The following is a 19,631-nucleotide window of genomic DNA, read 5'->3' as shown; positions in this document are numbered from 1 at the left end:
CGCGTTTCTTCGCCTGAACGGGCATATGGGGGCGATACGGTCAACTGTCATGAAGGATGCCATCGAACTGCCCCGGTCCCTGCTCGTCCTCGGCGGCACGTCCGAGATCGCGCTGGCCACCGCGCGCCGGCTGATCGCCCGCCGCACCCGCACGGTGTGGCTGGCCGGCCGCCCCTCCGTCGCGCTGGAGAACGCCGCCGGGAGCCTGCGGGCGCTCGGCGCGGACGTGCACACCGTCGCCTTCGACGCGCTCGACCCCGACGCGCACGCGAGCGTCCTCGGCAAGGTCTTCGCCGAGGGGCCCGTCGGCCTGGTGCTGCTGGCCTTCGGTGTCCTCGGCGACCAGGCGCACGACGAACGCGACCCGGCCCGGGCCGTGGAGGTCGCCCGGACCAACTACACCGGGGCCGTCTCGGCGGGCCTGGTGGCCGGCGGCGCCCTCCAGGCGCAGGGCCACGGCTCCCTCGTGGTGCTGTCCGCCGCCGCGGCCGAACGCGCCCGCCGCGCCGACTTCATCTACGGCTCCAGCAAGGCCGGCCTCGACGCCTTCGCCCAGGGTCTCGGCGACGCCCTGCACGGCACGGGCGCGCACGTCATGGTCGTACGCCCCGGCTTCGTGCGGACCCGGCGGACGGCCGGACGGCCGCGGACCCCGCTGGCCACCACGCCGGAGGCGGTCGCCGCGGCCATCGAACTCGGCCTGCGCCGCGGCGCGGAGACGGTGTGGGTGCCGGGCGCGCTGCGCTGGGTGATGTCGGCCCTGCGCCACACTCCACGACCGCTGTTCCGCAGGCTGGAGATCTAGCGCCCGAGCGAGGCGGGACGCTACTGGGCGACCCGGGGGGCGCACACGTCCGCGTGGCCCGGCTGCGGCGGTACGACGGATCCGCCGAAGGTGTACTCGCGCAGCTTGCGCCAGACGCCGTCGGCGCCCTGCTCGTACAGCGCGAAGCCGGTGCAGGGCCATTCGGCCTCGAAGTCGGCCAGTTCCTCGAAGGCGCGGTCCATCGCCGCGTCCTCGATGCCGTGCGCGACGGTGACGTGCGGGTGGTAGGGGAACAGCAGTTCGCGCGCCACCGGTCCGGAGGCGTCCCGGACCCGCTGCTGCAGCCGGGTGCAGGCCTCGGCGCCCTGGACGACCCGGACGTAGACCACCGGGGACAGGGGCCGGAAGGTGCCGGTGCCGGACAGCCGCATCGGGAACGGCCGGCCGGCCGCCGCGACCCGGCTGAGGTGCGTGTCGACCGCCGGCAGGTCGGCCTGGTCGACCTCGGTCGGCGGCAACAGCGTGACGTGGGTGGGGATACCGTGAGCCGCGGCGTCGCCGAAGCCCGCGCGCCGCTCCTGGAGCAGGCTGCCGTGAGGCTCCGGGACCGCGATCGAGACGCCGATCGTTACGGTCCCCACGTCGTCTCCTGTCGTCGTGTCTGTTTTCTGTCCAGCCGTCGGCTATGACTGTACGGCCATGAGTGTCCTGTGGGCAGGCGCAGCGGAAGTGATGTGCAGCGCTCCGCCCGCGCGGGGTCCGGCGGCCGGGCGCCTCAGTGCTTGGCCGGGAGGAAGCCCACGCGGTCGTACGCCTGCGCGAGGGTCTCGGCGGCGACGGTGCGCGCCTTCTCGGCGCCCTTGGCGAGGATCGAGTCCAGCGTCTCGGAGTCGTCCAGGTACTGCCGGGTGCGCTCGCGGAACGGCGTCACGAACTCGACCATGACCTCGGCGAGGTCGGTCTTGAGCGCGCCGTACATCCTGCCCTCGTACTCCTGCTCCAGCTCGGCGACGGACCTGCCGGTGAGCGTGGAGTAGATGGTGAGGAGGTTGGAGACGCCCGGCTTGTTCTCGACGTCGTAGCGGATCACCGTGTCCGTGTCGGTGACCGCGCTCTTCACCTTCTTCGCCGTGGCCTTCGGCTCGTCCAGCAGGTTGATGAGGCCCTTCGGCGTGGACGCCGACTTGCTCATCTTGACCGTCGGGTCCTGCAGGTCGTAGATCTTCGCCGTCTCCTTGAGGATGTACGGCCTCGGGATCGTGAAGGTGTCGCCGAAGCGGCCGTTGAAGCGCTCGGCGAGGTCGCGGGTCAGCTCGATGTGCTGGCGCTGGTCCTCGCCGACCGGCACCTCGTGGGCCTGGTACAGCAGGATGTCGGCGACCTGGAGGACCGGGTAGGTGAACAGGCCGACGGAGGCCCGGTCGGCGCCCTGCTTGGCGGACTTGTCCTTGAACTGGGTCATGCGGCTGGCCTCGCCGAAGCCGGTGAGGCAGTTCATGATCCAGGCGAGCTGGGCGTGCTCGGGGACGTGGCTCTGCACGAAGAGGGTGCAGCGGTCCGGGTCCAGGCCGGCGGCCAGCAGCTGCGCGGCGGCGAGCCGGGTGTTGGCCCGCAGCTCCCGGGGGTCCTGCGGGACCGTGATCGCGTGCAGGTCGACGACCATGTAGAAGGCGTCGTGGGACTCCTGCAGGGCCACCCACTGGCGGACGGCGCCGAGGTAGTTGCCGAGGTGGAACGAGCCGGCGGTGGGCTGGATGCCGGACAGCACGCGGGGACGGTCGTTGGCCATGTCCCCCATTGTCTCAGAGGGCACGGGTGGGTTTGGCCGTCGAGGGGGGGTCGGCTCCGGGGCGCGGCGGACCGCGGGCCGTGCGTGCCGGCTCGCGCGGTTCCCCGCGCCCCTTCGGGGGCGCCTCAGCCCAGGTCGACTTCCGGGTACAGGGGGAAGCCCGCGACCAGGTCCGTCGCTCGCTGGGAGATCTCCTCGGCGACCTTCGCGTCCAGGACGTGGGCGGCCTTGGACGGGGCGCCCGACTTGGTGGTGCCCGGCTCGGTGGTGGTCAGGACGCGGTCGATCAGGGCGGCCACCTCGTCCATCTCCGCCGTGCCGAGGCCGCGGGTGGTGAGCGCGGGGGTGCCGACGCGGATGCCGGAGGTGTACCAGGCGCCGTTCGGGTCGGCCGGGATGGCGTTGCGGTTGGTGACGATGCCCGACTCCAGCAGGGCCGCCTCGGCCTGGCGGCCGGTGAGGCCGTAGGAGCCGGCGACGTCGATCAGGCAGAGGTGGTTGTCCGTGCCGCCGGTGACCAGGGTGGCGCCGCGGCGGGTCAGGCCCTCGGCGAGGGCGCGGGAGTTGTCCACGATGCGCTGGGCGTAGTCCTGGAAGGAGGGCTGCCGGGCCTCGGCCAGGGCGACGGCCTTGGCGGCCATGACGTGCGGGAGCGGGCCGCCGAGGACCATCGGGCAGCCGCGGTCGACCTGGTCCTTGAGGGAGTCGTCGCACAGGACCATGCCGCCGCGCGGGCCGCGCAGGGACTTGTGGGTGGTCGTGGTGACGATCTGGGCGTGCGGGACCGGGTCGAAGTCGCCGGTGAGGACCTTGCCCGCGACCAGGCCGGCGAAGTGCGCCATGTCGACCATGAGGGTGGCGCCGACCTCGTCGGCGATCTCGCGCATGATCCGGAAGTTCACCAGACGGGGGTACGCGGAGTAGCCGGCCACGATGATCAGCGGCTTGAACTCGCGGGCCTGGGCGCGCAGCGCGTCGTAGTCGACGAGGCCGGTGGCCGGGTCGGTGCCGTAGGAGCGCTGGTCGAACATCTTGCCGGAGATGTTCGGGCGGAAGCCGTGGGTGAGGTGGCCGCCGGCGTCCAGGGACATGCCGAGCATGCGCTGGTTGCCGAAGGCCTGGCGCAGCTCGGCCCAGTCGGCCTCGGACAGGTCGTTGACCTGGCGGACGCCGGTCTTCTCCAGGAAGGGCGCCTCGACGCGGTCGGCGAGGACGGCCCAGAAGGCGACGAGGTTGGCGTCGATGCCGGAGTGCGGCTGGACGTAGGCGTGGCGGGCGCCGAAGAGTTCGCGGGCGTGCTCGGCGGCGAGGGCCTCGACGGTGTCGACGTTGCGGCAGCCGGCGTAGAAGCGGCGGCCGACGGTGCCCTCGGCGTACTTGTCGCTGAACCAGTTGCCCATGGCGAGCAGGGTCGCCGGGGAGGCGTAGTTCTCGGACGCGATCAGCTTGAGCATCCCGCGCTGGTCGGTGACCTCCTGGCCGATGGCGTCGGCGACGCGCGGCTCCACCGTGCGGATGACGTCGAGGGCGGCGCGGAAGGCCGTGGATTCGGTCGACAGGGACTGCTCTGGCATGGGGACCTCCGGACGGCGTGCGTACAGCGTTCACGTTCGGCCCAGGCGCACGGCACTCTTTCCCGCTCGGGCCGCTCCCCGATGGTCCGTCCCATCCCAGCGCGCCAGTCACGGCCCGTCGTCAGACTACCGGGCGCGCCGTGCGGCGCAGGTCCCGCGTCCACCATGCGAGCGGGGATATGAAGGGGGTCGCCGTCGTTTCCGGTCGTACTCGGGAGAGGCCGTGACCGCTGCAGAGGACCTGATCGCCGCCGCCGACGCGCACTGCGCGCCCACCTACCGTCCGCTGCCCGTGGTGATCGCCACCGGTGAGGGGGCGTGGCTGACGGACGTGGCGGGGCGGCGGTACCTGGACCTGCTGGCCGGTTACTCGGCGCTGAACTTCGGGCACGGCAACCGGCGGCTGACCGAGGCGGCGCGGCGGCAGCTGGAGCGGGTGACGCTGACCTCCCGGGCGGTCCACCACGACCGGTTCGCCGCGTTCTGCACGGAGCTGGCCGGGCTGTGCGGGATGGAGATGGTGCTGCCCGTGAACACGGGCACGGAGGCGGTGGAGAGCGCGATCAAGACGGCCCGGAAGTGGGGGTACCGGGTGAAGGGGGTGCCCGCGGAGATGGCGAAGGTCGTCGTGGCGGGCGGCAACTTCCACGGCCGTACGACGACGGTGATCAGCTTCTCGACGGATCCCCGGGCCCGGGCGGACTACGGGCCGTACACGCCCGGGTTCGAGATCGTGCCGTACGGCGATCTGACCGCGATGCGGGCGGCGCTCACCGAGAACACGGTGGCCGTGCTGCTGGAGCCGATCCAGGGCGAGTCCGGGGTGATCGTGCCCCCGGGCGGTTATCTGGCGGGGGTGCGGGAGCTGACGCGCGAGCGGAACGTGCTGTTCGTCGCCGACGAGATCCAGTCCGGGCTGGGCCGGACCGGGCGGACCTTCGCGTGCGAGCACGAGGGGGTCGTACCGGACGTGTACGTGCTGGGCAAGGCGCTGGGCGGCGGGATCGTGCCGGTGTCGGCGGTGGTGTCGAGCGCGGCGGTGCTCGGGGTGTTCCGGCCGGGTGAGCACGGGTCGACGTTCGGTGGGAACCCGCTGGCCTGCGCGGTGGCGCTGGAGGTGATCGCGATGCTGCGGACCGGGGAGTACCAGGAGCGGGCGGCCCGGCTGGGCGAGCGGCTGCACCGGGCGCTGGGCGAGCTGCCGGGCACCGGCAGGGTGACGGCGGTGCGCGGGCGCGGGCTGTGGGCCGGGGTGGACGTCGCGCCGGCGCTCGGCACCGGGCGGCAGCTCTCCGAGCGGCTGCTGGCCCGCGGGGTCCTGGTCAAGGACACCCACGGGTCGACCGTCCGGATCGCGCCGCCGCTGGTGATCGGCGAGGAGGACCTGGACTGGGGGGTGGAGCAGCTCCGGGCGGTGCTGGCGTCCGCGCCGGACCACGGGGCTAGAGGATGACGTGGGGCAGGAAGCGGGCGTACTCGTCGGTGATCAGGCCGGTGGACTCGCGGATGCCGAGGCCCGCCGGTTCGCCCTGGACCACCCAGGCGCCCAGGACCACGTGGTTGCCGTCGAAGGCGGGGAGCGGGGCCAACGCCTGGTAGCAGCAGGGCTCGTCGCGTGGGAGGGCCGGGGTGCCCGGGGGGTGGACGGTGACGCCGGCGCCCTCCCGGCCGAGGAGGGGCTTGGCGACGTAGCCGGTGGTGCCGGGCAGGTCGCGGGGGCCGTCCAGGTAGGCCGGCAGCAGGTTCGGGTGGCCCGGGTACAGCTCCCAGAGGACGGGCAGCAGGGCCTTGTTGCTCAGGAGCATCTTCCAGGCCGGTTCGATCCACAGGGTGCTGCCGGTGCCGCCGCCGTTGTCCAGGGTGTCCAGGACGTGCCCGCCGAAGGCGTCGGCGGTGAGCCACTCCCACGGGTAGAGCTTGAAGATGCCGCGGATGAAGCGGAGCCGGTTGTCGACGAAGCGGCCGGAGAGGCCGTCCCAGCCGATCTCCTCCATGGCGAGCCAGTCGGTGGTGAGGCCGGCCTGCTCGGCGGTCTCCTTGAGGTAGGCGACCGTCATCAGGTCCTCGCCGATCTCGTCGGCCGAGGAGTGCGCGAAGTGCAGCGTGCCGCCGGGGGGCAGCAGGGCCGACTGGGAGCGCCAGGCCTCCACCAGGCGTTCGTGCAGGGAGTTCCACTGGTCGGCGCCGGGGAAGCGGTCCTCCATCCAGAACCACTGCGGGGAGGCCGCCTCGACCAGGGAGGTCGGGGTGTCCGCGTTGTACTCCAGCAGCTTCGCCGGTCCCGTGCCGTCGTAGCGGAGGTCGAAACGGCCGTAGACGGACGGGAGTTCGGCACGGCGGTGCCAGGCCTCGGTGACCGCGGCGGCCACCCGCGGGTCGGTGATGCCGAGGTCGGCGAGCCGGTCCTCGGCCACGATGTGCCCGGCCGCCGCGAGGCACATGCGGTGGAGTTCCCCGACGGTCTCCTCCAGCGCCTCGACCTCCGCCAGGGAGAAGACGTAGCAGGCGCTCTCGTCCCAGTAGGGGCGCAGCGAGCCGTCGGGGTGGCGGGTGAGCGGGTAGACCAGGCCCTGGGCCTCGACGGTCTGCTGCCAGCCGGGGCGGGGGGTGAGGGTGCGGCGTTCCATGCGCGTGTTCCGCTCAGCCGCCGGAGCTGCCGTGGCCGCCGCCGAATCCCCCGCGGTGCACTCCGCTCCCGCCGTGGTGGTCGTCGTCACCGCCGCGCGAGCCGCTGCCCGAGCCGCCGCCGGGCTTGGTGAAGGAACCGCCGTCGACCCGGCCGTTCTTCTTCTCGCCGCCGTAGTACCAGGCGGCGTCGGGCTGCTTCCCGGCCTTCTTCCCGCCGGTCCTGCCGGTCGTCCTGCCAGTCGTCTTGCCGGTCGTCTTGCCGGTCGTGCCCGACGTCTTGCAGTTCCTGTCGGAGACGACCTCGTACCCCTTGCCGCGCTGGTAACTTTCGCGGTCGACGCAGCGTTTGTCCGGGTCGGACGAGCAGGCGGTGAGCGCGGCGGCCAGCAGGCCCACGCCCCCCAGGACGACCGTGCCGGAACGAAGAGGCCGGCGTGTGCGCTCCATGGTGGTGTCTCCCCCGTCGAGTTGTCGTGTCCGTGGCCAGCCTAGAGAGCCGGTACGGCCCCCTGCACGGGGGCCCTCGATCCCGCGCTCGCCTAGAGTCGCTTCGTGCTGTTGGGAATGGTGTGCGCCCTGGGGGCGGCGGTCTGCTTCGGGACCGCGACGGTGTTGCAGGCGGTGGCCGCGCGGGTGGCGGGTGCGCAGGAGGGCGGCGGCGGGGACGCGGCGCTGCTGCTGCGGGCGTTGCGGCAGTGGCGGTACCTCGCCGGGCTCGCGCTGGACGGGCTCGGTTTCGTGTTGCAGATCGCGGCCCTGCGGTCGGTGCCGATCTACGCGGTGGGCGCGGCCCTGGCGGCGAGCCTCGCGGTGACCGCCGTGGTGGCGGCGCGGCTGCTGCGGGTCCGGCTGAGCGGCCTGGAGTGGGGCGCGGTCGGGGTGGTGTGCGCCGGGCTCGCCCTGCTGGGGCTGGCCTCGGGCGCCGAGGGCGACCGGACCGGCCCGCACTGGCTGCGGTACGCGATGGTGGCGGCCGCGGCGGGGGTGCTGCTGCTCGGCTGGATCGGCGGGCGCCTGTCCGGCCGGGCCCGCGCGCTGCTGCTGGGGCTCGGCGCCGGGTGCGGGTTCGGCGTCGTGGAGGTGGCGGTACGGCTGATCGACTCGCTGCGGCCGGCCGACCTGCTGGTCAACCCGGCGGCGTACGCGCTGCTGCTCGGCGGCGGTGCCGCGTTCCTCCTGCTCACCTCGGCCCTCCAGCGGGGCTCGGTGACGACCGCGACGGCGGGCATGGTGATCGGGGAGACGCTCGGTCCGGCCGCGGTGGGCGTGATCTGGCTCGGCGACCGGACCCGGGAGGGGATGACCGGGGTGGCGGCGCTGGGGTTCGCGGTGGCGGTGGCGGGCGCGTTGCTGCTGGCGCGGTTCGGGGAGGCTCCGGTGACGGAGGGGGCGGCCGGGGAGGCGTGAGGGCCCCCGCGCGCGTCGAGGGCCTACGGCAACACCCGGCACAGCGCCTCCAGTGCCGCCGCCCACGCGCTGTCCGGAGGGGTTCCGTAGCCGACGACCAGGGCGTCCAGCGGTGGGGTGACGGCCTGGGGGTGGCGGTGGAAGGAGAGGCCGTGCAGGGCGAGACCCTGCCAGGCCGCGGCCTGGACCACGGACTCCTCGGTGCCCGGCGGGAGGCGCAGGACCGCGTGGAGGCCGGCGGCGATGCCGGTGACGTGGACCTCGGGGGCCCGGGCGGCCACGGCGGCGGTGAGGGCGTCACGGCGCCGGCGGTAGCGCAGCCGGGACGAGCGGACATGGCGGTCGTACGCGCCGGAGGTGAGGAACTCCGCGAGCGTGAGCTGTTCCAGCGCGCCGACGGTGTCCGCGGCCCCCTTGGCCGAGACCACCTCCGCGGCCAGGGCCGGCGGCAGCACCATCCAGCCCAGCCGCAGTCCGGGCGCGAGTGACTTGCTGGCCGTGCCGAGGTAGACGACCCGGTCGGGGGCGAGTTGCTGGAGGGCGCCGACGGGCTGACGGTCGTAGCGGAACTCGCCGTCGTAGTCGTCCTCCAGGACCAGACCGCCGGTGCGGCGGGCCCAGGCGACGACGGCGGCCCGCCGGTCGGGGTGCAGCGGCATGCCCATCGGGAACTGGTGGGCGGGGGTGAGCAGGACCGCGCCGGCGTCCCCCGGCTCGCCGGGGTCCGTGCCGAGGTCGTCGTAGGGCAGCGGGGGTGTGGCCAGGCCCGCGTTCCCCAGCAGCGTCCGGTGGACGTGGAGCCCGTACGACTCCACTGCCACCGTGCGCACCCCGCGGGCCCGCAGGACCTTGCCGAGGAGGGTCAGGGCGTGCGAGAAACCCGCGGTGATCACCAGGGTCTCGGGGTCGGTGCGCACCCCGCGGGCGCGGGCGAGGTAGCCGGCGAGGGCGGTGCGCAGTTCGGGGCGGCCGCGGGGGTCGCCGTAGCCGAGGGCGTGGAAGGGGGCCGTGGCCAGGACCCGGCGGGTGGCGCCCAGCCATGCGGTGCGTGGGAAGGCGGCCAGGTCGGGGGTGCCGGGGACGAGGTCGTGGCGCGGGCGGGCGGGGGCGCGGTGGGGTGGCGCGGGGGCGGCGGGTGCCGTGTGGCCGTGGGGGGCGCCGGGGGCCACCCGGGTGCCGGAGCCCTGCCGGGCGGTGAGCCAGCCCTCGGCGACCAGGTCGGCGTAGGCCTCGGCGACGGTGTTGCGGGCGACGCCGAGATCGACGGCGAGGGAGCGGGAGGACGGCAGCCGGGTGCCGGGGGCGAGCCGGCCGGAGCGGACCGCGTCGCGCAGGGCGTCGGTCAGGCCCCGGCGCACACCGCCCGCCCCGGTGTGTTCGAGGTGCAGGTCCACACCCAGGGTGGCCCAGGAATCCGCCATGGAAATGGACCATACTCCTGGGCTGCCTCGCTCCTAGGGTCGAAGGCATGAGCACCGCACAGGAAACCGATATCTACGCCACCGAAGAAGCCCCGCGGCTCGGCTGGGCCGAGCACGCCCCCGACGTCTACAAGGCCATGATCCGCCTGGACAGCGCGGCCAGGCAGGGCCTGGACCCCACGCTCTACGAGCTGGTGAAGATCCGCGCCTCGCAGCTCAACCACTGCGCGTTCTGCCTCGACATGCACACCAAGGACGCCCTGGCGGCCGGCGAGAGCGTCGAGCGGATCGTGCAGCTGAGCGCGTGGCAGGAGTCCCGGCACTTCTACACCGACAGGGAGCTGGCGGCGATCGAGCTGACCGAGGCGATCACCGTGATCACCGACGGCTTCGTGCCGGACGAGGTGTACGAGCGGGCGGCCCGGCACTTCGACGAGACCGAGCTGGCCCGGCTGGTCGCCGCGATCACGGTGATCAACGCCTGGAACCGGTTCGGTGTGACCTTCCGGATGACCCCGGGGCACTACCGGCCCGGGCAGCACAAGTGAGCGGCGGCCCGCAGCGGCCCGGGCGGGACAAGGCGGAGGCGTTCCGCGCCCTGCACCGGGGCCGCGTCCCGGGTGAGCCCCTGGTGCTGCCCGGGCCGTGGGACGCGGCGAGCGCACGGGTGTGTGTGGCCGCCGGGTTCCCCGCGCTGGCCACGCCGAGCGCCGGCGTGGCCGCCGCACTCGGGTACGAGGACGGGGCCACCCCCGCCGACGAGATGTTCGCGGCGGTCGCCCGGATCACCCGGGCGGTGGACGTGCCGGTGTCGGCGGACGTCGAGGGAGGGTACGGGCTCGCCCCGCGGGAGCTGGTCGAGCGGCTGCTGGCGGCGGGCGCCGTGGGCTGCAATCTTGAGGACTCCGACGGGGGTGTCCTCAAGGACCCGCACGAGCACGCCGACTTCCTCGCCGAGGTGCGGGCCGCGGCCGCCGACCGGCTGTTCGTCAACGCCCGCGTGGACGTCTTCGTGCACGGCGACGGCGACCCCGAACGGGCCATCGAGCGGGCCGCGTTGTACGTCGCCGCGGGCGCGGACTGCGTGTATCCGATCCTCGCCCCGGCGGCGGTGCTGCCCCTGCTGCGGGCCGGGATCCAGGGGCCGCTGAACGCCCTGGCCCGGCTGGACGGGGACGGCCCCGGGCCCGCCGCGCTCGGCGGGCTCGGGGCCACCCGGGTCACCTTCGGGCCGGGTCTCCAGCGGCGGTCGGCGGCCGCGCTGCGGGAGATCGCCGACGGGCTGGCCCGGTGAGCGACGTCAGGACAGCCACTTCTTCCACACGTCGGGGTGGCTGTCCACCCACTTCTTCGCCGCCGTCTGCGGGTCCATCTTCTGGTCGGCGATCATCAGGGAGACCTCGTTCTGGTCCTCCGTCGTCCACCGGAACTTCTTGAGGAAGGCCGCCGCCTTGCCGCCGGTCTTCGCGAAGTCCGCGTTCAGGTACTTCTGCAGCGGGGTGTGCGGGTAGGAGCAGGCGACCTTCGCCGGGTCCGTGTCGCAGCCGTCCTTGTGCGGCGGCAGCTTCACCTCCGTCATGGGCACCTTCTCGAACAGCCACTGGGGCGAGTACCAGTACGTCAGGAAGGGCTTCTTCTCCTTGGCGAACTGTTTCATCTGGGTGATCTGCGCCGCCTCGGAACCGGCGAAGACGACCTGGTAGTCCAGCTTCAGGTTCTTCACCAGCGCCTTGTCGTTGGTGACGTACGACGGCGAGCCGTCCATCAGCTGGCCCTTGCCGCCGCTCTCCGCGGTGCGGAAGAGCGAGGCGTACTTGTTCAGGTTCCGCCAGTCGGTGATGTCCGGGAGCTGCTTGGCCAGGTACGTCGGCACGAACCAGCCGATGTGCCCGGTCACCCCGAGGGCGCCTCCCGGTGTGATCGTCTTCTTGTCGGTGACGTACCGCTTCACCTGGTCCGGGTGACCCCAGTCCTCCAGAAGGGCGTCGACGCGGCCCTGGCTGAGCGCGTCCCAGGCGGGCACCTCGTCGACCTGGACGGTGTCGACCCGGTAGCCGAGCTTGTGCTCCAGGACGTACTGGGCGACGGCCACGTTCGACTGCGCGCCCACCCAGGACTGCACGGACAGCGTGACCGACTTCCCGCCGCCCGCGTGCGCGAAGGGCGAGGCCTGCTTGGTCATGTCGGCGGCGCCGCAGCCGGTGGCCAGGGCCAGCACGGCGACGGCGGCCGGGAGGGTCGTACGAAGGCGCATGTCAGGCCCCCTTCCTCGGGCGGCCCTCCGTCGGCTGGGTCACCCGGTCGAGCATCAGGCCCAGGCAGACGATGGCGGCACCGGCGACCAGGCCGGTCGCCAGGTTGCCCTGGGCGAGGCCGAAGGCGACGTCGTAGCCGAGGGCACCGCCGCCGACCAGGCCGCCGATGATGACCACGGCCAGTACCAGGACCACGCCCTGGTTGACGGCGAGCAGCAGCGCGCGCCGGGCCAGCGGGAGCTGCACCTGCCACAGCTGCTGGCGGCCGGTCGCGCCGAGCGAGCGCGCCGACTCCAGCGCGGCCTGGTCGACCTGGCGCAGGCCCTGCGTGGTGATCCGGACGACGGCGGGGAGGGCGTAGACGACGGCCGCGGCGACGGCGGGAGCGCGGCCGACGCCGAACAGGGCGACGACCGGGATCAGGTACACGAACTGCGGCATGGTCTGGAAGACGTCCAGGACCGGGCGCAGCATCCGCTCGACCCGGTCGCTGCGGGCCGCGGCGACACCGGTCGCGAAACCGAGGACGAGGGTGACGGCGACGGCGGCGAGCACCTGGGAGAGGGTGTCCAGCGACGGCTCCCACACGCCGAGCACGCCGATCACGGCCATGGCCAGGACGGCGGTCAGCGCGGTGCGCCAGGTGCCGATCAGCCAGGCCAGCGCGGCGACGATCAGCAGCACCGACCACCACGGCAGCCACTGCAGGCCGTCCCGGACGGGGTCCAGCACCCAGGTGGTGAAGTGGCCTGCCCAGTCCGCGGTGCCGCCGATCACGGGGACGCCGGAGTACAGGTGGGCGGTCATCCAGTTGACGGCGCGGTTGACCGGTGCGGCGATGTCCACGGTCCAGCCGGCGGGCCAGTCGAGCGCGCCGAGGAGGCGGGCGGCGAGGGCGACGGCCACGGTGACGGCGAGGGCGTACGGCCAGCCGATGGCCCGGGTGCGCGTCCCGTCGGCGGCGGCCCCGGCGGCCGCGGTCACGCGGTCCAGGACCACCGCGAGCAGCACGATCGGGATGCCGGCCGCGAGCGCCGCGCCGACGTCGACGGAGGCGAGCGCCTGGTAGACGCGGTCGCCGAGGCCGCCGGCGCCGATGACGGCGGCGATCACGGCCATGGACAGCGCCATCATGATCGTCTGGTTGAGGCCGAGGAGGAGTTCCTTGCGGGCCAGTGGGATGCGCGCGGTCAGCAGCCGCTGGCGGCGGGTGGCGCCGAGCGACTCCACGGCCTCCAGGACCTCGGGGTCGGCGCCGCGCAGGCCGAGCGCGGTGAGGCGGGCCATGGGCGGGGCGGCGTAGACGACGGTGGCGAGGACGGCCGCGGGGACGCCGATGCCGAAGACCAGGACGACGGGGAGGAGGTAGGCGAAGGCGGGGAGCACCTGCATCGTGTCCAGGACCGGGCGCAGGGCGCGGTCCAGGCGGTCCGAGAGGCCGGCGCCGAGACCGAGCAGCGCGCCCACGATGACGGAGGCGAGGACCGCGGCGACCATCAGCGCGAGGGTCTGCATGGTCGGGATCCACATGCCGAGCGCACCGCAGGCCAGGAACGCGGCCGCGGTGCCGGCGGCCAGGCGGGCCCCGCCGAGGCGCCAGGCGGTGAGCGCGCCCAGGGCCGTGACACCGGCCCAGCCCGCGGCGAGCAGGGTGAGGTAGACGGCGCGGACGGCCAGGATGACGGCGTTGCTGATGTAGCCGAAGAAGTACAGGAACAGCGGGTGGCTGTCCCGGTTGTCGATGACCCAGTCGCTGGCGCTGCTGAGGGACTTGTCGAGGCTGATCGTCAGCTGGTGCGGCCAGGCGGCGCCGGGCCAGTGGGCGGCGGCCCAGGGGGCCAGGACCGCGGCGACGAGGGCGAGCAGCAGCAGCTTGCCCGCGGCTCGGCTCTTCAGGATGCGGGGTTTACCGGTGCGCAGGGCCGGGATACCGAGCGTTGCCATCAGACGGCCTCCGGGGTGCTCCGGGGCCCGCGGGAGTTCTCCTGCCCACGCCTGCGGGACGCCGTCTCCGGGAGGGACGCGGCCTTCCGGCCGGCCCGCCTTCCCGCGGCACCGTCCGCCTTCACGGAGGCGTCATCGCGCGGGGACGCGGGGGCGTCACCGTCCGCCTTCACGGCGGTTTCGTCGCGCGGGGCTGCGGGGGCGCCGGTGTCCGCGGCTACGGCGGCATCGTCGTGCGCGGCCGTGGCGGCACCGCCACCCGTCGCCGCGCCGGGACCGTCACCAGTCGCCGCGCCGGGACCGTCACCCGTCGTTCCGGCAGCACCGTCACCCACGGGTACGCCGGCGCCCGTACCGTCGCTCGTCGTCTCCCCGGCGGTTCCGTCCGCCGGTTCCACGGTCGTTCCCGCGACCACGCCCAGGAGGGCGTCCGAGTCCACCACGCCGAGGCAGCGGCCCTGGTCCATGACGCGGGCCGGGGTGCCGGCACGGGCCACCGCCTCGATGGCCTCGGCCACCGTGGCCTCGGGGCGTACCGCGGGGCCGTTGGCGGACTCGCCGGCGTGGGCCGGGCGCATGGCCGTACCCACCGTCATGACCTGCTCGCGCGGAACGTCCCGGACGAACTCGCGGACGTAGTCGTCGGCCGGGGAGCCGACGATCTCCTCCGGGGTGCCGAGCTGGACGACGCGGCCGTCGCGCATGAGGGCGATGCGGTCGCCGAGTTTGAGGGCCTCGCTGAGGTCGTGGGTGATGAAGACCATCGTGCGGCCCTCCTCGCTGTGCAGGCGGGCCACCTCTTCCTGCATGTCGCGCCGGATGAGCGGGTCCAGCGCGCTGAACGGCTCGTCGAAGAGCAGTACTTCGGGGTCCACGGCCAGCGCGCGGGCCAGGCCGACGCGCTGGCGCTGGCCGCCGGAGAGCTGGCCGGGCCGGCGCTTCTCCATGCCTTCGAGGCCGACCTTGGCGACGAACTCGGCGGCCCGCTCGCGGCGTTCGGACCTGCCGACGCCCTGGATCTCCAGGCCGTAGGCGACGTTGTCGAGGACCGTGCGGTGCGGGAGCAGGCCGAAGTGCTGGAAGACCATCGCGGCCCGGTGCCGGCGCAGTTCGCGCAGCCGGGACCGGTCCATCGCGCGGACGTCCTCGCCGTCGATGGAGATCGTGCCCGCGGTCGGTTCGATGAGGCGGGTCAGGCAGCGGACGAGGGTGGACTTGCCGGAGCCGGACAGGCCCATGACGACGAAGACCTCGCCCTTGCGGACGTCGAAGGAGACGTCCCGGACGGCGGCCGTACAGCCGGTGCGGGAGCGCAGTTCGGCGGGGTCGAGCGCGGTCAGCTCGGGGTCGCCGGGTATCCGCTCCGGCTTGGGTCCGAAGACCTTCCACAGGCCGGACACCGAGAAGACGGGCTCGTTGGTGGTGGGGGGCTTGCGAGTGGGGACGGTGAGACTCATCGGGGGTCACCTCCGATCAGGTCGACGGCCTTCTCCCCGACCATGAGCACCCCGATCATCGGGTTGACGGCGGTCATGGTGGGGAAGACGGACGCGTCGGCGATGCGAATGCCGTCGAGACCGCGGATCTTCAGCTCCGGGTCGACCACGGCCAGTTCGTCGTCGGCGGCGCCCATCCTGCAGGTGCCGGCCGGGTGGTAGACGGTGTGCGCGACCTTGCGGGCGTACTCGCTCAGCTCGGCGTCGCCGAGGATCTCGGGGCCGGGGCACACCTCGCGCTTGAGCCAGCCGGCCAGTGGTTCGGTCTTGGCGATCTCCCGGGCGATGCGGATGCCGTCGACCAGGGTCCGGGCGTCGTAGTCGTCCTCGTCGGTGAAGTACCGGAAGTCCAGCGCGGGCTTCACGGAGGGGTCGGCGCTGGTGAGGTAGAGGCGGCCGCGGCTCTTGGGCTTGGGGATGTTCGGGGTCATGGAGACGCCGTACGCGGGCCGCTCGTAGCCCAGCCGTTCCGGGTTGTCGGTGAACGGGATCTGGTAGAAGTGGAACATCAGGTCGGGGCCCGCGTGATCGGGATCGCGGCGGACGAAGAGGCCCGCGTCGGAGTCCATCGCGGAGTTCTCCGGGATGGGTCCGTTCGTCTCCCAGACGATGACCGACTCGGGGTGGTCGAGCAGGTTCTCGCCGACGCCCGGCAGGTCGTGCGCGACGGGGATGCCGAGGGCCCGGAGGTCCTTCGCGGGGCCGATGCCCGAGTGCAGCAGCAGCCGCGGGGAGTCGACGGCGCCCGCGCACAGGACGACCTCGTTGCGGGCCCGGATCAGCAGTTCCTCGCCGTCCTTGGTGCGCACGTGCACGCCCTCGGCGCGGGTGCCGTCGAGTTCCAGCCGGTACGCCCAGGTCTCCAGCAGGATCGTCAGGTTGGGCCGCTCGTCCATCCCCGGGTGCAGGTACGCCACCGACGCCGAGGACCGCTTGTTGTTCTCGGGGTGGTAGGCGAGGTCGAAGAATCCGACGCCCTCGGTGAACGGTTTGCGGTTGAAGCCCTCGACCCGGGGTACCCCGAGCGCCGACCGGGCGGCGTCGACGAAGTCGCGGGCGATGGCGTTGCGGTCCTTCTCGTCCACGGAGACGATGTTGTTCTTCAGGCGGGCGTAGTAGGCCTCCATGGGGACGGCGCCCCAGCCCTTGGCGCCGGAGGCCTCCCACTCGTCCCAGTCGGAGGGCAGGGGTTTGAAGGAGATGAGGGTGTTGTGCGAGGAGCAGCCGCCGAGGACGCGGGCGCGGCTGTGCCGGATGTGGGAGTTGCCGCGGGGCTGCTCCACCGTCGGGTAGTCGTAGTCGAGGTCGCCGCCGAGCAGGCCCATCCAGCGGCGCAGGGTGAGGACGTCGTCGCGGTCGACGTCGCTCGGGCCGCCCTCGATGACGGCGACGGTGACGTCCGGGTTCTCGGTGAGGCGGGAGGCGATGACGGAGCCCGCGGTGCCGCCACCGATGACGACGTAGTCGTACACATGGGGGGTGTGGGACATGGGGTACTACTCCGGGGGTGTGCCGGGGACGGGGAGGGAGGGGAGGGGTGCGGTGGGGCCGGGGGTCAGCCGGCGAACCAGCGGACGGGCTTCGGGGCGAGGTTCTGGTAGACGTGCTTGGTCTCGCGGTACTCGGCGAGTCCGGCCGGGCCCAGCTCGCGGCCGGTACCGCTCTTGCCGAAGCCGCCCCATTCCGCCTGCGGCAGGTAGGGATGGAAGTCGTTGATCCAGACGGTGCCGTGGCGCAGCCGGCCGGCGACGCGGCGGGCCTTGCCGGGGTCGCTGGTCCACACCCCGCCGGCGAGGCCGTACTCGGTGTCGTTGGCGAGGAACACCGCCTCTTCCTCGGTGCGGAAGGTCTCGACGGTGAGGACCGGACCGAAGACCTCCTCGCGGACCACCTTCATCTCGCGGTGGCAGGCGTCGAGGACGGTCGGCTCGTAGAAGTAGCCGGCCTCCGGGCGCTCGGGTGACGGTTCGGGACGCTTGCCGCCGCAGCGCAGTACGGCGCCTTCCACCAGCGCGGAGGTGACGTACGCCTCGACCTTGGCGCGGTGCTGCTCGGAGACGAGCGGGCCGCACTCGACGCCGTCCTCGGTGCCGCGGCCGAGGCGGATCTTCGTGGCGCGGCGGGCGAGTTCGGCGACGAAGCGTTCGCGGACCGACTCCTCGACGATGAGGCGGGCGCCGGCCGAGCAGACCTGGCCGCTGTGGATGAAGGCCGCGTTCAGGGCCTGGTCGACGGCGGTGTCGAAGCTCTCCTCGGTGGCGCAGGCGTCGGCGAAGACCACGTTGGGGTTCTTGCCGCCGAGCTCGAGGGCGACCTTCTTGACGGTGGGCGCGGCGGCCTGGGCGACCTTGGTACCGCTGAGCAGGCCGCCGGTGAAGGAGACCAGGTCGACGTCGGGGTGGTCGGCGAACCGGGCGCCGACGGTGTGGCCGGGGCCGGTGACGATGTTGGCCACGCCGGCGGGGAGACCGGCCTCGGTCAGCAGCTCGATCAGGGCGATCGTCGTCATCGGGGTGATCTCGCTGGGCTTGATCACGAAGGTGTTGCCGGCGGCGAGGGCCGGGGCGATCTTCCAGCTGGCCTGGAGGAGGGGGTAGTTCCAGGGGGTGATCAGCGCGCAGACACCGACGGGTTCGTGGACGACCACGCTGTGGATGTCGGGCGAGCCCGCGTCGACCACCCGGCCGGGGGCCTCGGCGGCGACCAGGTCGGCGAAGTAGCGGAAGGCGTCGGCGACGCAGTCGATGTCGACGCGGCCCTCTTCGACGGTCTTGCCCGCGTCCCGGCTCTCCAGCAGGCCCAGTTCCTCGCGGTCGCGCACCAGGAGGTCGGCGACCCGGCGCAGCAGGGCGGCGCGCTCGGCGGCCGGGGTGTGCGGCCAGGGGCCCTCGTCGAAGGCCTGCCGGGCGGCGGCTATCGCGCGTTCCGCGTCCTTCTCGTCACCTTCGGCGACGACGGCGAAGGGGAGGGCGTCCGCGGGGTCGAGGATGTCCCGGGTCGCGCCGGAGGCGGCTTCCAGCCATTCGCCGCCCGCGTGGATGGTCGCCTGGGCCTTTCGTTCCGTTCTTTCCGCCATGATCGGTGTCGCCTTCCGTTCCTGTTCGGTGCCCCTGCGTCACACGGGTGTCTCGCGTGGGGACCGTCGCCGCCTGCCCCGAGCGTTCGCGTTGCATGCGCAATCTATGGCCGAAAGTGTTCCGCGTCACTAAAAAGGCGGCCTAAATCAGACAAATCTACTCTGAAAAGAAATGTTAACCGCCCTGCACGGAGGCGCACGATGGCCGGAAAGGAGCGGTGGCCGGAAGACGACGCGGTGGTCCTCCCGGAATCGGGGGCACCGGAAGGGCGCGCGTCACCGCGGGGCTGACACGTCCGTCATCAGCTCGCGTACGCAGCCGCGCAGCCAGGCGTGGGCCGGGTCGGCGTCGTGGCGCGGGTGCCAGGCCAGGCCCAGCCCCACGGCGGGCAGCCGGAGCGGGACCTCGAAGACGACCAGGCCGAGGGTGTCGGCGAGCGGCCGGCCCCACCGGCTGACCAGCCCGATCAGGTCGGTCTCGGCCAGCACGAACAGCGAGGCCGGATAGGTGCCGACGCTCCCCACCACCCGGCGTTCCAGGCCGAGTTCGGCGAGGGCGTCGTCGACCGGGCCGCGCTGCCTGCCCCGCCGGGACACGATGAGGTGGCCCGCCGCCCCGGCGAACCGCTCGGGTGTCAACTCGCCCTGGAGGAGCGGGTGTCCGGGCCGTACGACGCCCAGCATGCGGTCCTCGCACACCGTCTCCACCCGCACCTCGGGCGCGACCGAGTCGATCACCCCGACCTCCAGGTCGGCGGTGCCCTGGCGCAGGAACGGGGCGTCGACGTGGCTCTCGCTCAGGAAACGCAGGCGGATGCCGGGGGCCTCGCGGGCGGCACGGGCGAACAGGGCGGCACCGTGGGTCGCGGCGATCGCGTCGTGGCCGATGATCGTGAAGGTGCGGGTGACCGTGCGCAGATCGGTGTCCCGGTGCGGCGCGAACAGCGCGCGGGCCCGCTCCACCACCGCACCGACCTCGGCGCGCACCGCGAGCGCGTGCGGGGTCGGCACCATCCGGCGGCCGGCGCGGACCAGCACCGGATCGCCGAGCGCCTTGCGGATCCGGCCGAGGGTGCGGCTCATCGCGGGCTCGGACAGGTGCAGCCGGCGGGCGGCGCCCTGCACGCTCTCCTCCTCCAGCAGCACGTCCAGCGCGACCAGCAGATTCAGGTCCAGGCCCGTGGATTGCGTCATGTGCAGGTGTTCCTTGCGAAGGTTGCACTGGAAGGCAGGTCGGGGGCGAGCCTACGGTGAGAGCGCATCCCACACCACCAG

General features: G+C 73.2%; 16 protein-coding genes, 1 pseudogene and 1 riboswitch. Of the genes and pseudogenes, 5 read left to right on the top strand and 12 right to left on the bottom strand.

What is annotated here, in order from left to right; translation table 11 throughout:
* Positions 1–49: 49 nt before the first annotated feature.
* Positions 50–805: a decaprenylphospho-beta-D-erythro-pentofuranosid-2-ulose 2-reductase gene (locus ACZ3ZD_RS02850; protein WP_467392746.1), complete on the top strand. Its 756-nt coding sequence runs from the start codon at positions 50–52 to the stop codon at positions 803–805.
* A 20-nt stretch (positions 806–825) separates the two neighbouring features.
* On the opposite strand, the gene ACZ3ZD_RS02845 is transcribed toward ACZ3ZD_RS02850, so the two are convergent.
* From ACZ3ZD_RS02845 to ACZ3ZD_RS02835, 3 genes are all read right to left on the bottom strand, one after another.
* On the bottom strand, positions 826–1,407 hold the full coding sequence (locus tag ACZ3ZD_RS02845; RefSeq protein ID WP_467392744.1) for a 2'-5' RNA ligase family protein: 582 nt from the start codon (positions 1,405–1,407) through the stop codon (positions 826–828).
* Between the two features lie 134 nt (positions 1,408–1,541).
* The gene (trpS, locus tag ACZ3ZD_RS02840) at positions 1,542–2,555 is read right to left on the bottom strand and encodes a tryptophan--tRNA ligase (RefSeq protein ID WP_467392742.1); all 1,014 of its coding nucleotides are present in this window, start codon (positions 2,553–2,555) and stop codon (positions 1,542–1,544) included.
* A 125-nt stretch (positions 2,556–2,680) separates the two neighbouring features.
* The gene (locus ACZ3ZD_RS02835; RefSeq protein ID WP_467392740.1) at positions 2,681–4,129 is read right to left on the bottom strand and encodes a glycine hydroxymethyltransferase; all 1,449 of its coding nucleotides are present in this window, start codon (positions 4,127–4,129) and stop codon (positions 2,681–2,683) included.
* A 32-nt stretch (positions 4,130–4,161) separates the two neighbouring features.
* Positions 4,162–4,251: riboswitch (ZMP/ZTP riboswitch) on the bottom strand.
* 101 nt (positions 4,252–4,352) lie between these two features.
* Here ACZ3ZD_RS02835 and rocD point away from each other — a divergent pair.
* A complete protein-coding gene (gene rocD / locus ACZ3ZD_RS02830) occupies positions 4,353–5,582 on the top strand; it encodes an ornithine--oxo-acid transaminase (protein WP_467392738.1) in 1,230 nt (409 codons plus the stop codon).
* Here the strand turns inward: rocD and ACZ3ZD_RS02825 are convergent.
* Both ACZ3ZD_RS02825 and ACZ3ZD_RS02820 read right to left on the bottom strand, forming a co-directional pair.
* On the bottom strand, positions 5,572–6,756 hold the full coding sequence (locus ACZ3ZD_RS02825; protein ID WP_467392736.1) for a glutathionylspermidine synthase family protein: 1,185 nt from the start codon (positions 6,754–6,756) through the stop codon (positions 5,572–5,574). The two genes, rocD and ACZ3ZD_RS02825, sit on opposite strands and share 11 nt — an antisense overlap.
* Positions 6,757–6,769: 13 nt before the next feature.
* Positions 6,770–7,204: a hypothetical protein gene (locus tag ACZ3ZD_RS02820; protein ID WP_467392734.1), complete on the bottom strand. Its 435-nt coding sequence runs from the start codon at positions 7,202–7,204 to the stop codon at positions 6,770–6,772.
* Positions 7,205–7,321: 117 nt separating this feature from the next.
* Between ACZ3ZD_RS02820 and ACZ3ZD_RS02815 the strand changes: the two genes are divergently transcribed.
* Positions 7,322–8,164 (top strand): DMT family protein, encoded by an 843-nt coding sequence (locus tag ACZ3ZD_RS02815; protein ID WP_467393283.1) that lies wholly within the window; start codon positions 7,322–7,324, stop codon positions 8,162–8,164.
* A 23-nt stretch (positions 8,165–8,187) separates the two neighbouring features.
* Here the strand turns inward: ACZ3ZD_RS02815 and pdxR are convergent, their stop codons facing one another.
* Positions 8,188–9,585 carry a MocR-like pyridoxine biosynthesis transcription factor PdxR gene (pdxR, locus tag ACZ3ZD_RS02810; RefSeq protein WP_467392732.1) on the bottom strand — a complete coding sequence of 466 codons (1,398 nt, stop codon included), beginning with the start codon at positions 9,583–9,585 and terminating at the stop codon, positions 8,188–8,190.
* Between the two features lie 47 nt (positions 9,586–9,632).
* Here pdxR and ACZ3ZD_RS02805 point away from each other — a divergent pair, with 47 nt between their 5' ends.
* Both ACZ3ZD_RS02805 and ACZ3ZD_RS02800 read left to right on the top strand, forming a co-directional pair.
* On the top strand, positions 9,633–10,133 hold the full coding sequence (locus tag ACZ3ZD_RS02805; RefSeq protein WP_467392730.1) for a carboxymuconolactone decarboxylase family protein: 501 nt from the start codon (positions 9,633–9,635) through the stop codon (positions 10,131–10,133).
* Positions 10,130–10,879 (top strand): isocitrate lyase/PEP mutase family protein, encoded by a 750-nt coding sequence (locus ACZ3ZD_RS02800; protein WP_467392728.1) that lies wholly within the window; start codon positions 10,130–10,132, stop codon positions 10,877–10,879. Before ACZ3ZD_RS02805 ends, ACZ3ZD_RS02800 begins: the two co-directional genes overlap by 4 nt.
* A gap of 6 nt (positions 10,880–10,885) precedes the next feature.
* On the opposite strand, the gene ACZ3ZD_RS02795 is transcribed toward ACZ3ZD_RS02800, so the two are convergent.
* The 6 genes and pseudogenes from ACZ3ZD_RS02795 to ACZ3ZD_RS02770 form a co-directional block, all read right to left on the bottom strand.
* On the bottom strand, positions 10,886–11,839 hold the full coding sequence (locus ACZ3ZD_RS02795) for an ABC transporter substrate-binding protein (RefSeq protein ID WP_467392726.1): 954 nt from the start codon (positions 11,837–11,839) through the stop codon (positions 10,886–10,888).
* A 1-nt stretch (position 11,840) separates the two neighbouring features.
* On the bottom strand, positions 11,841–13,784 hold the full coding sequence (locus ACZ3ZD_RS02790; protein ID WP_467392724.1) for an ABC transporter permease: 1,944 nt from the start codon (positions 13,782–13,784) through the stop codon (positions 11,841–11,843).
* 392 nt (positions 13,785–14,176) lie between these two features.
* Positions 14,177–15,241 (bottom strand): annotated as a pseudogene (locus tag ACZ3ZD_RS02785) (quaternary amine ABC transporter ATP-binding protein); the annotation flags it as partial.
* Complete coding sequence (locus ACZ3ZD_RS02780) at positions 15,238–16,770, bottom strand: GMC family oxidoreductase (protein WP_467392722.1); 1,533 nt, start codon at positions 16,768–16,770, stop codon at positions 15,238–15,240. The pseudogene ACZ3ZD_RS02785 and the gene ACZ3ZD_RS02780, both read right to left, overlap by 4 nt.
* A 65-nt stretch (positions 16,771–16,835) precedes the next feature.
* The gene (locus ACZ3ZD_RS02775; RefSeq protein ID WP_467392720.1) at positions 16,836–18,356 is read right to left on the bottom strand and encodes an aldehyde dehydrogenase family protein; all 1,521 of its coding nucleotides are present in this window, start codon (positions 18,354–18,356) and stop codon (positions 16,836–16,838) included.
* Between the two features lie 276 nt (positions 18,357–18,632).
* Positions 18,633–19,550, bottom strand: a complete 918-nt coding sequence (locus tag ACZ3ZD_RS02770; RefSeq protein WP_467392718.1) for a LysR family transcriptional regulator — start codon at positions 19,548–19,550, stop codon at positions 18,633–18,635.
* Between the last annotated feature and the right edge of the window lie 81 nt (positions 19,551–19,631).

The sequence above is a fragment of the Streptomyces sp. NPDC023481 genome (genome assembly GCF_055560195.1).
The sequence above is the reverse complement of the archived record's forward strand: the minus strand, read 5'-3'. Positions and strand labels throughout refer to the sequence as shown.

Bases quoted from the DNA above. Each gene is read 5' to 3' on its own strand.
- ACZ3ZD_RS02775 (WP_467392720.1), bottom strand. From the start codon at position 18,356: ATGGCGGAAAGAACGGAACGAAAGGCCCAGGCGACCATCCACGCGGGC.
- trpS (WP_467392742.1), bottom strand. From the start codon at position 2,555: ATGGCCAACGACCGTCCCCGCGTGCTGTCCGGCATCCAGCCCACCGCC.
- ACZ3ZD_RS02815 (WP_467393283.1), top strand. From the start codon at position 7,322: ATGGTGTGCGCCCTGGGGGCGGCGGTCTGCTTCGGGACCGCGACGGTG.
- ACZ3ZD_RS02805 (WP_467392730.1), top strand. From the start codon at position 9,633: ATGAGCACCGCACAGGAAACCGATATCTACGCCACCGAAGAAGCCCCG.
- ACZ3ZD_RS02825 (WP_467392736.1), bottom strand. From the start codon at position 6,756: ATGGAACGCCGCACCCTCACCCCCCGCCCCGGCTGGCAGCAGACCGTC.
- ACZ3ZD_RS02795 (WP_467392726.1), bottom strand. From the start codon at position 11,839: ATGCGCCTTCGTACGACCCTCCCGGCCGCCGTCGCCGTGCTGGCCCTG.
- ACZ3ZD_RS02770 (WP_467392718.1), bottom strand. From the start codon at position 19,550: ATGACGCAATCCACGGGCCTGGACCTGAATCTGCTGGTCGCGCTGGAC.
- ACZ3ZD_RS02835 (WP_467392740.1), bottom strand. From the start codon at position 4,129: ATGCCAGAGCAGTCCCTGTCGACCGAATCCACGGCCTTCCGCGCCGCC.
- ACZ3ZD_RS02850 (WP_467392746.1), top strand. From the start codon at position 50: ATGAAGGATGCCATCGAACTGCCCCGGTCCCTGCTCGTCCTCGGCGGC.
- ACZ3ZD_RS02820 (WP_467392734.1), bottom strand. From the start codon at position 7,204: ATGGAGCGCACACGCCGGCCTCTTCGTTCCGGCACGGTCGTCCTGGGG.
- ACZ3ZD_RS02780 (WP_467392722.1), bottom strand. From the start codon at position 16,770: ATGTCCCACACCCCCCATGTGTACGACTACGTCGTCATCGGTGGCGGC.
- pdxR (WP_467392732.1), bottom strand. From the start codon at position 9,585: ATGGCGGATTCCTGGGCCACCCTGGGTGTGGACCTGCACCTCGAACAC.
- ACZ3ZD_RS02790 (WP_467392724.1), bottom strand. From the start codon at position 13,784: ATGGCAACGCTCGGTATCCCGGCCCTGCGCACCGGTAAACCCCGCATC.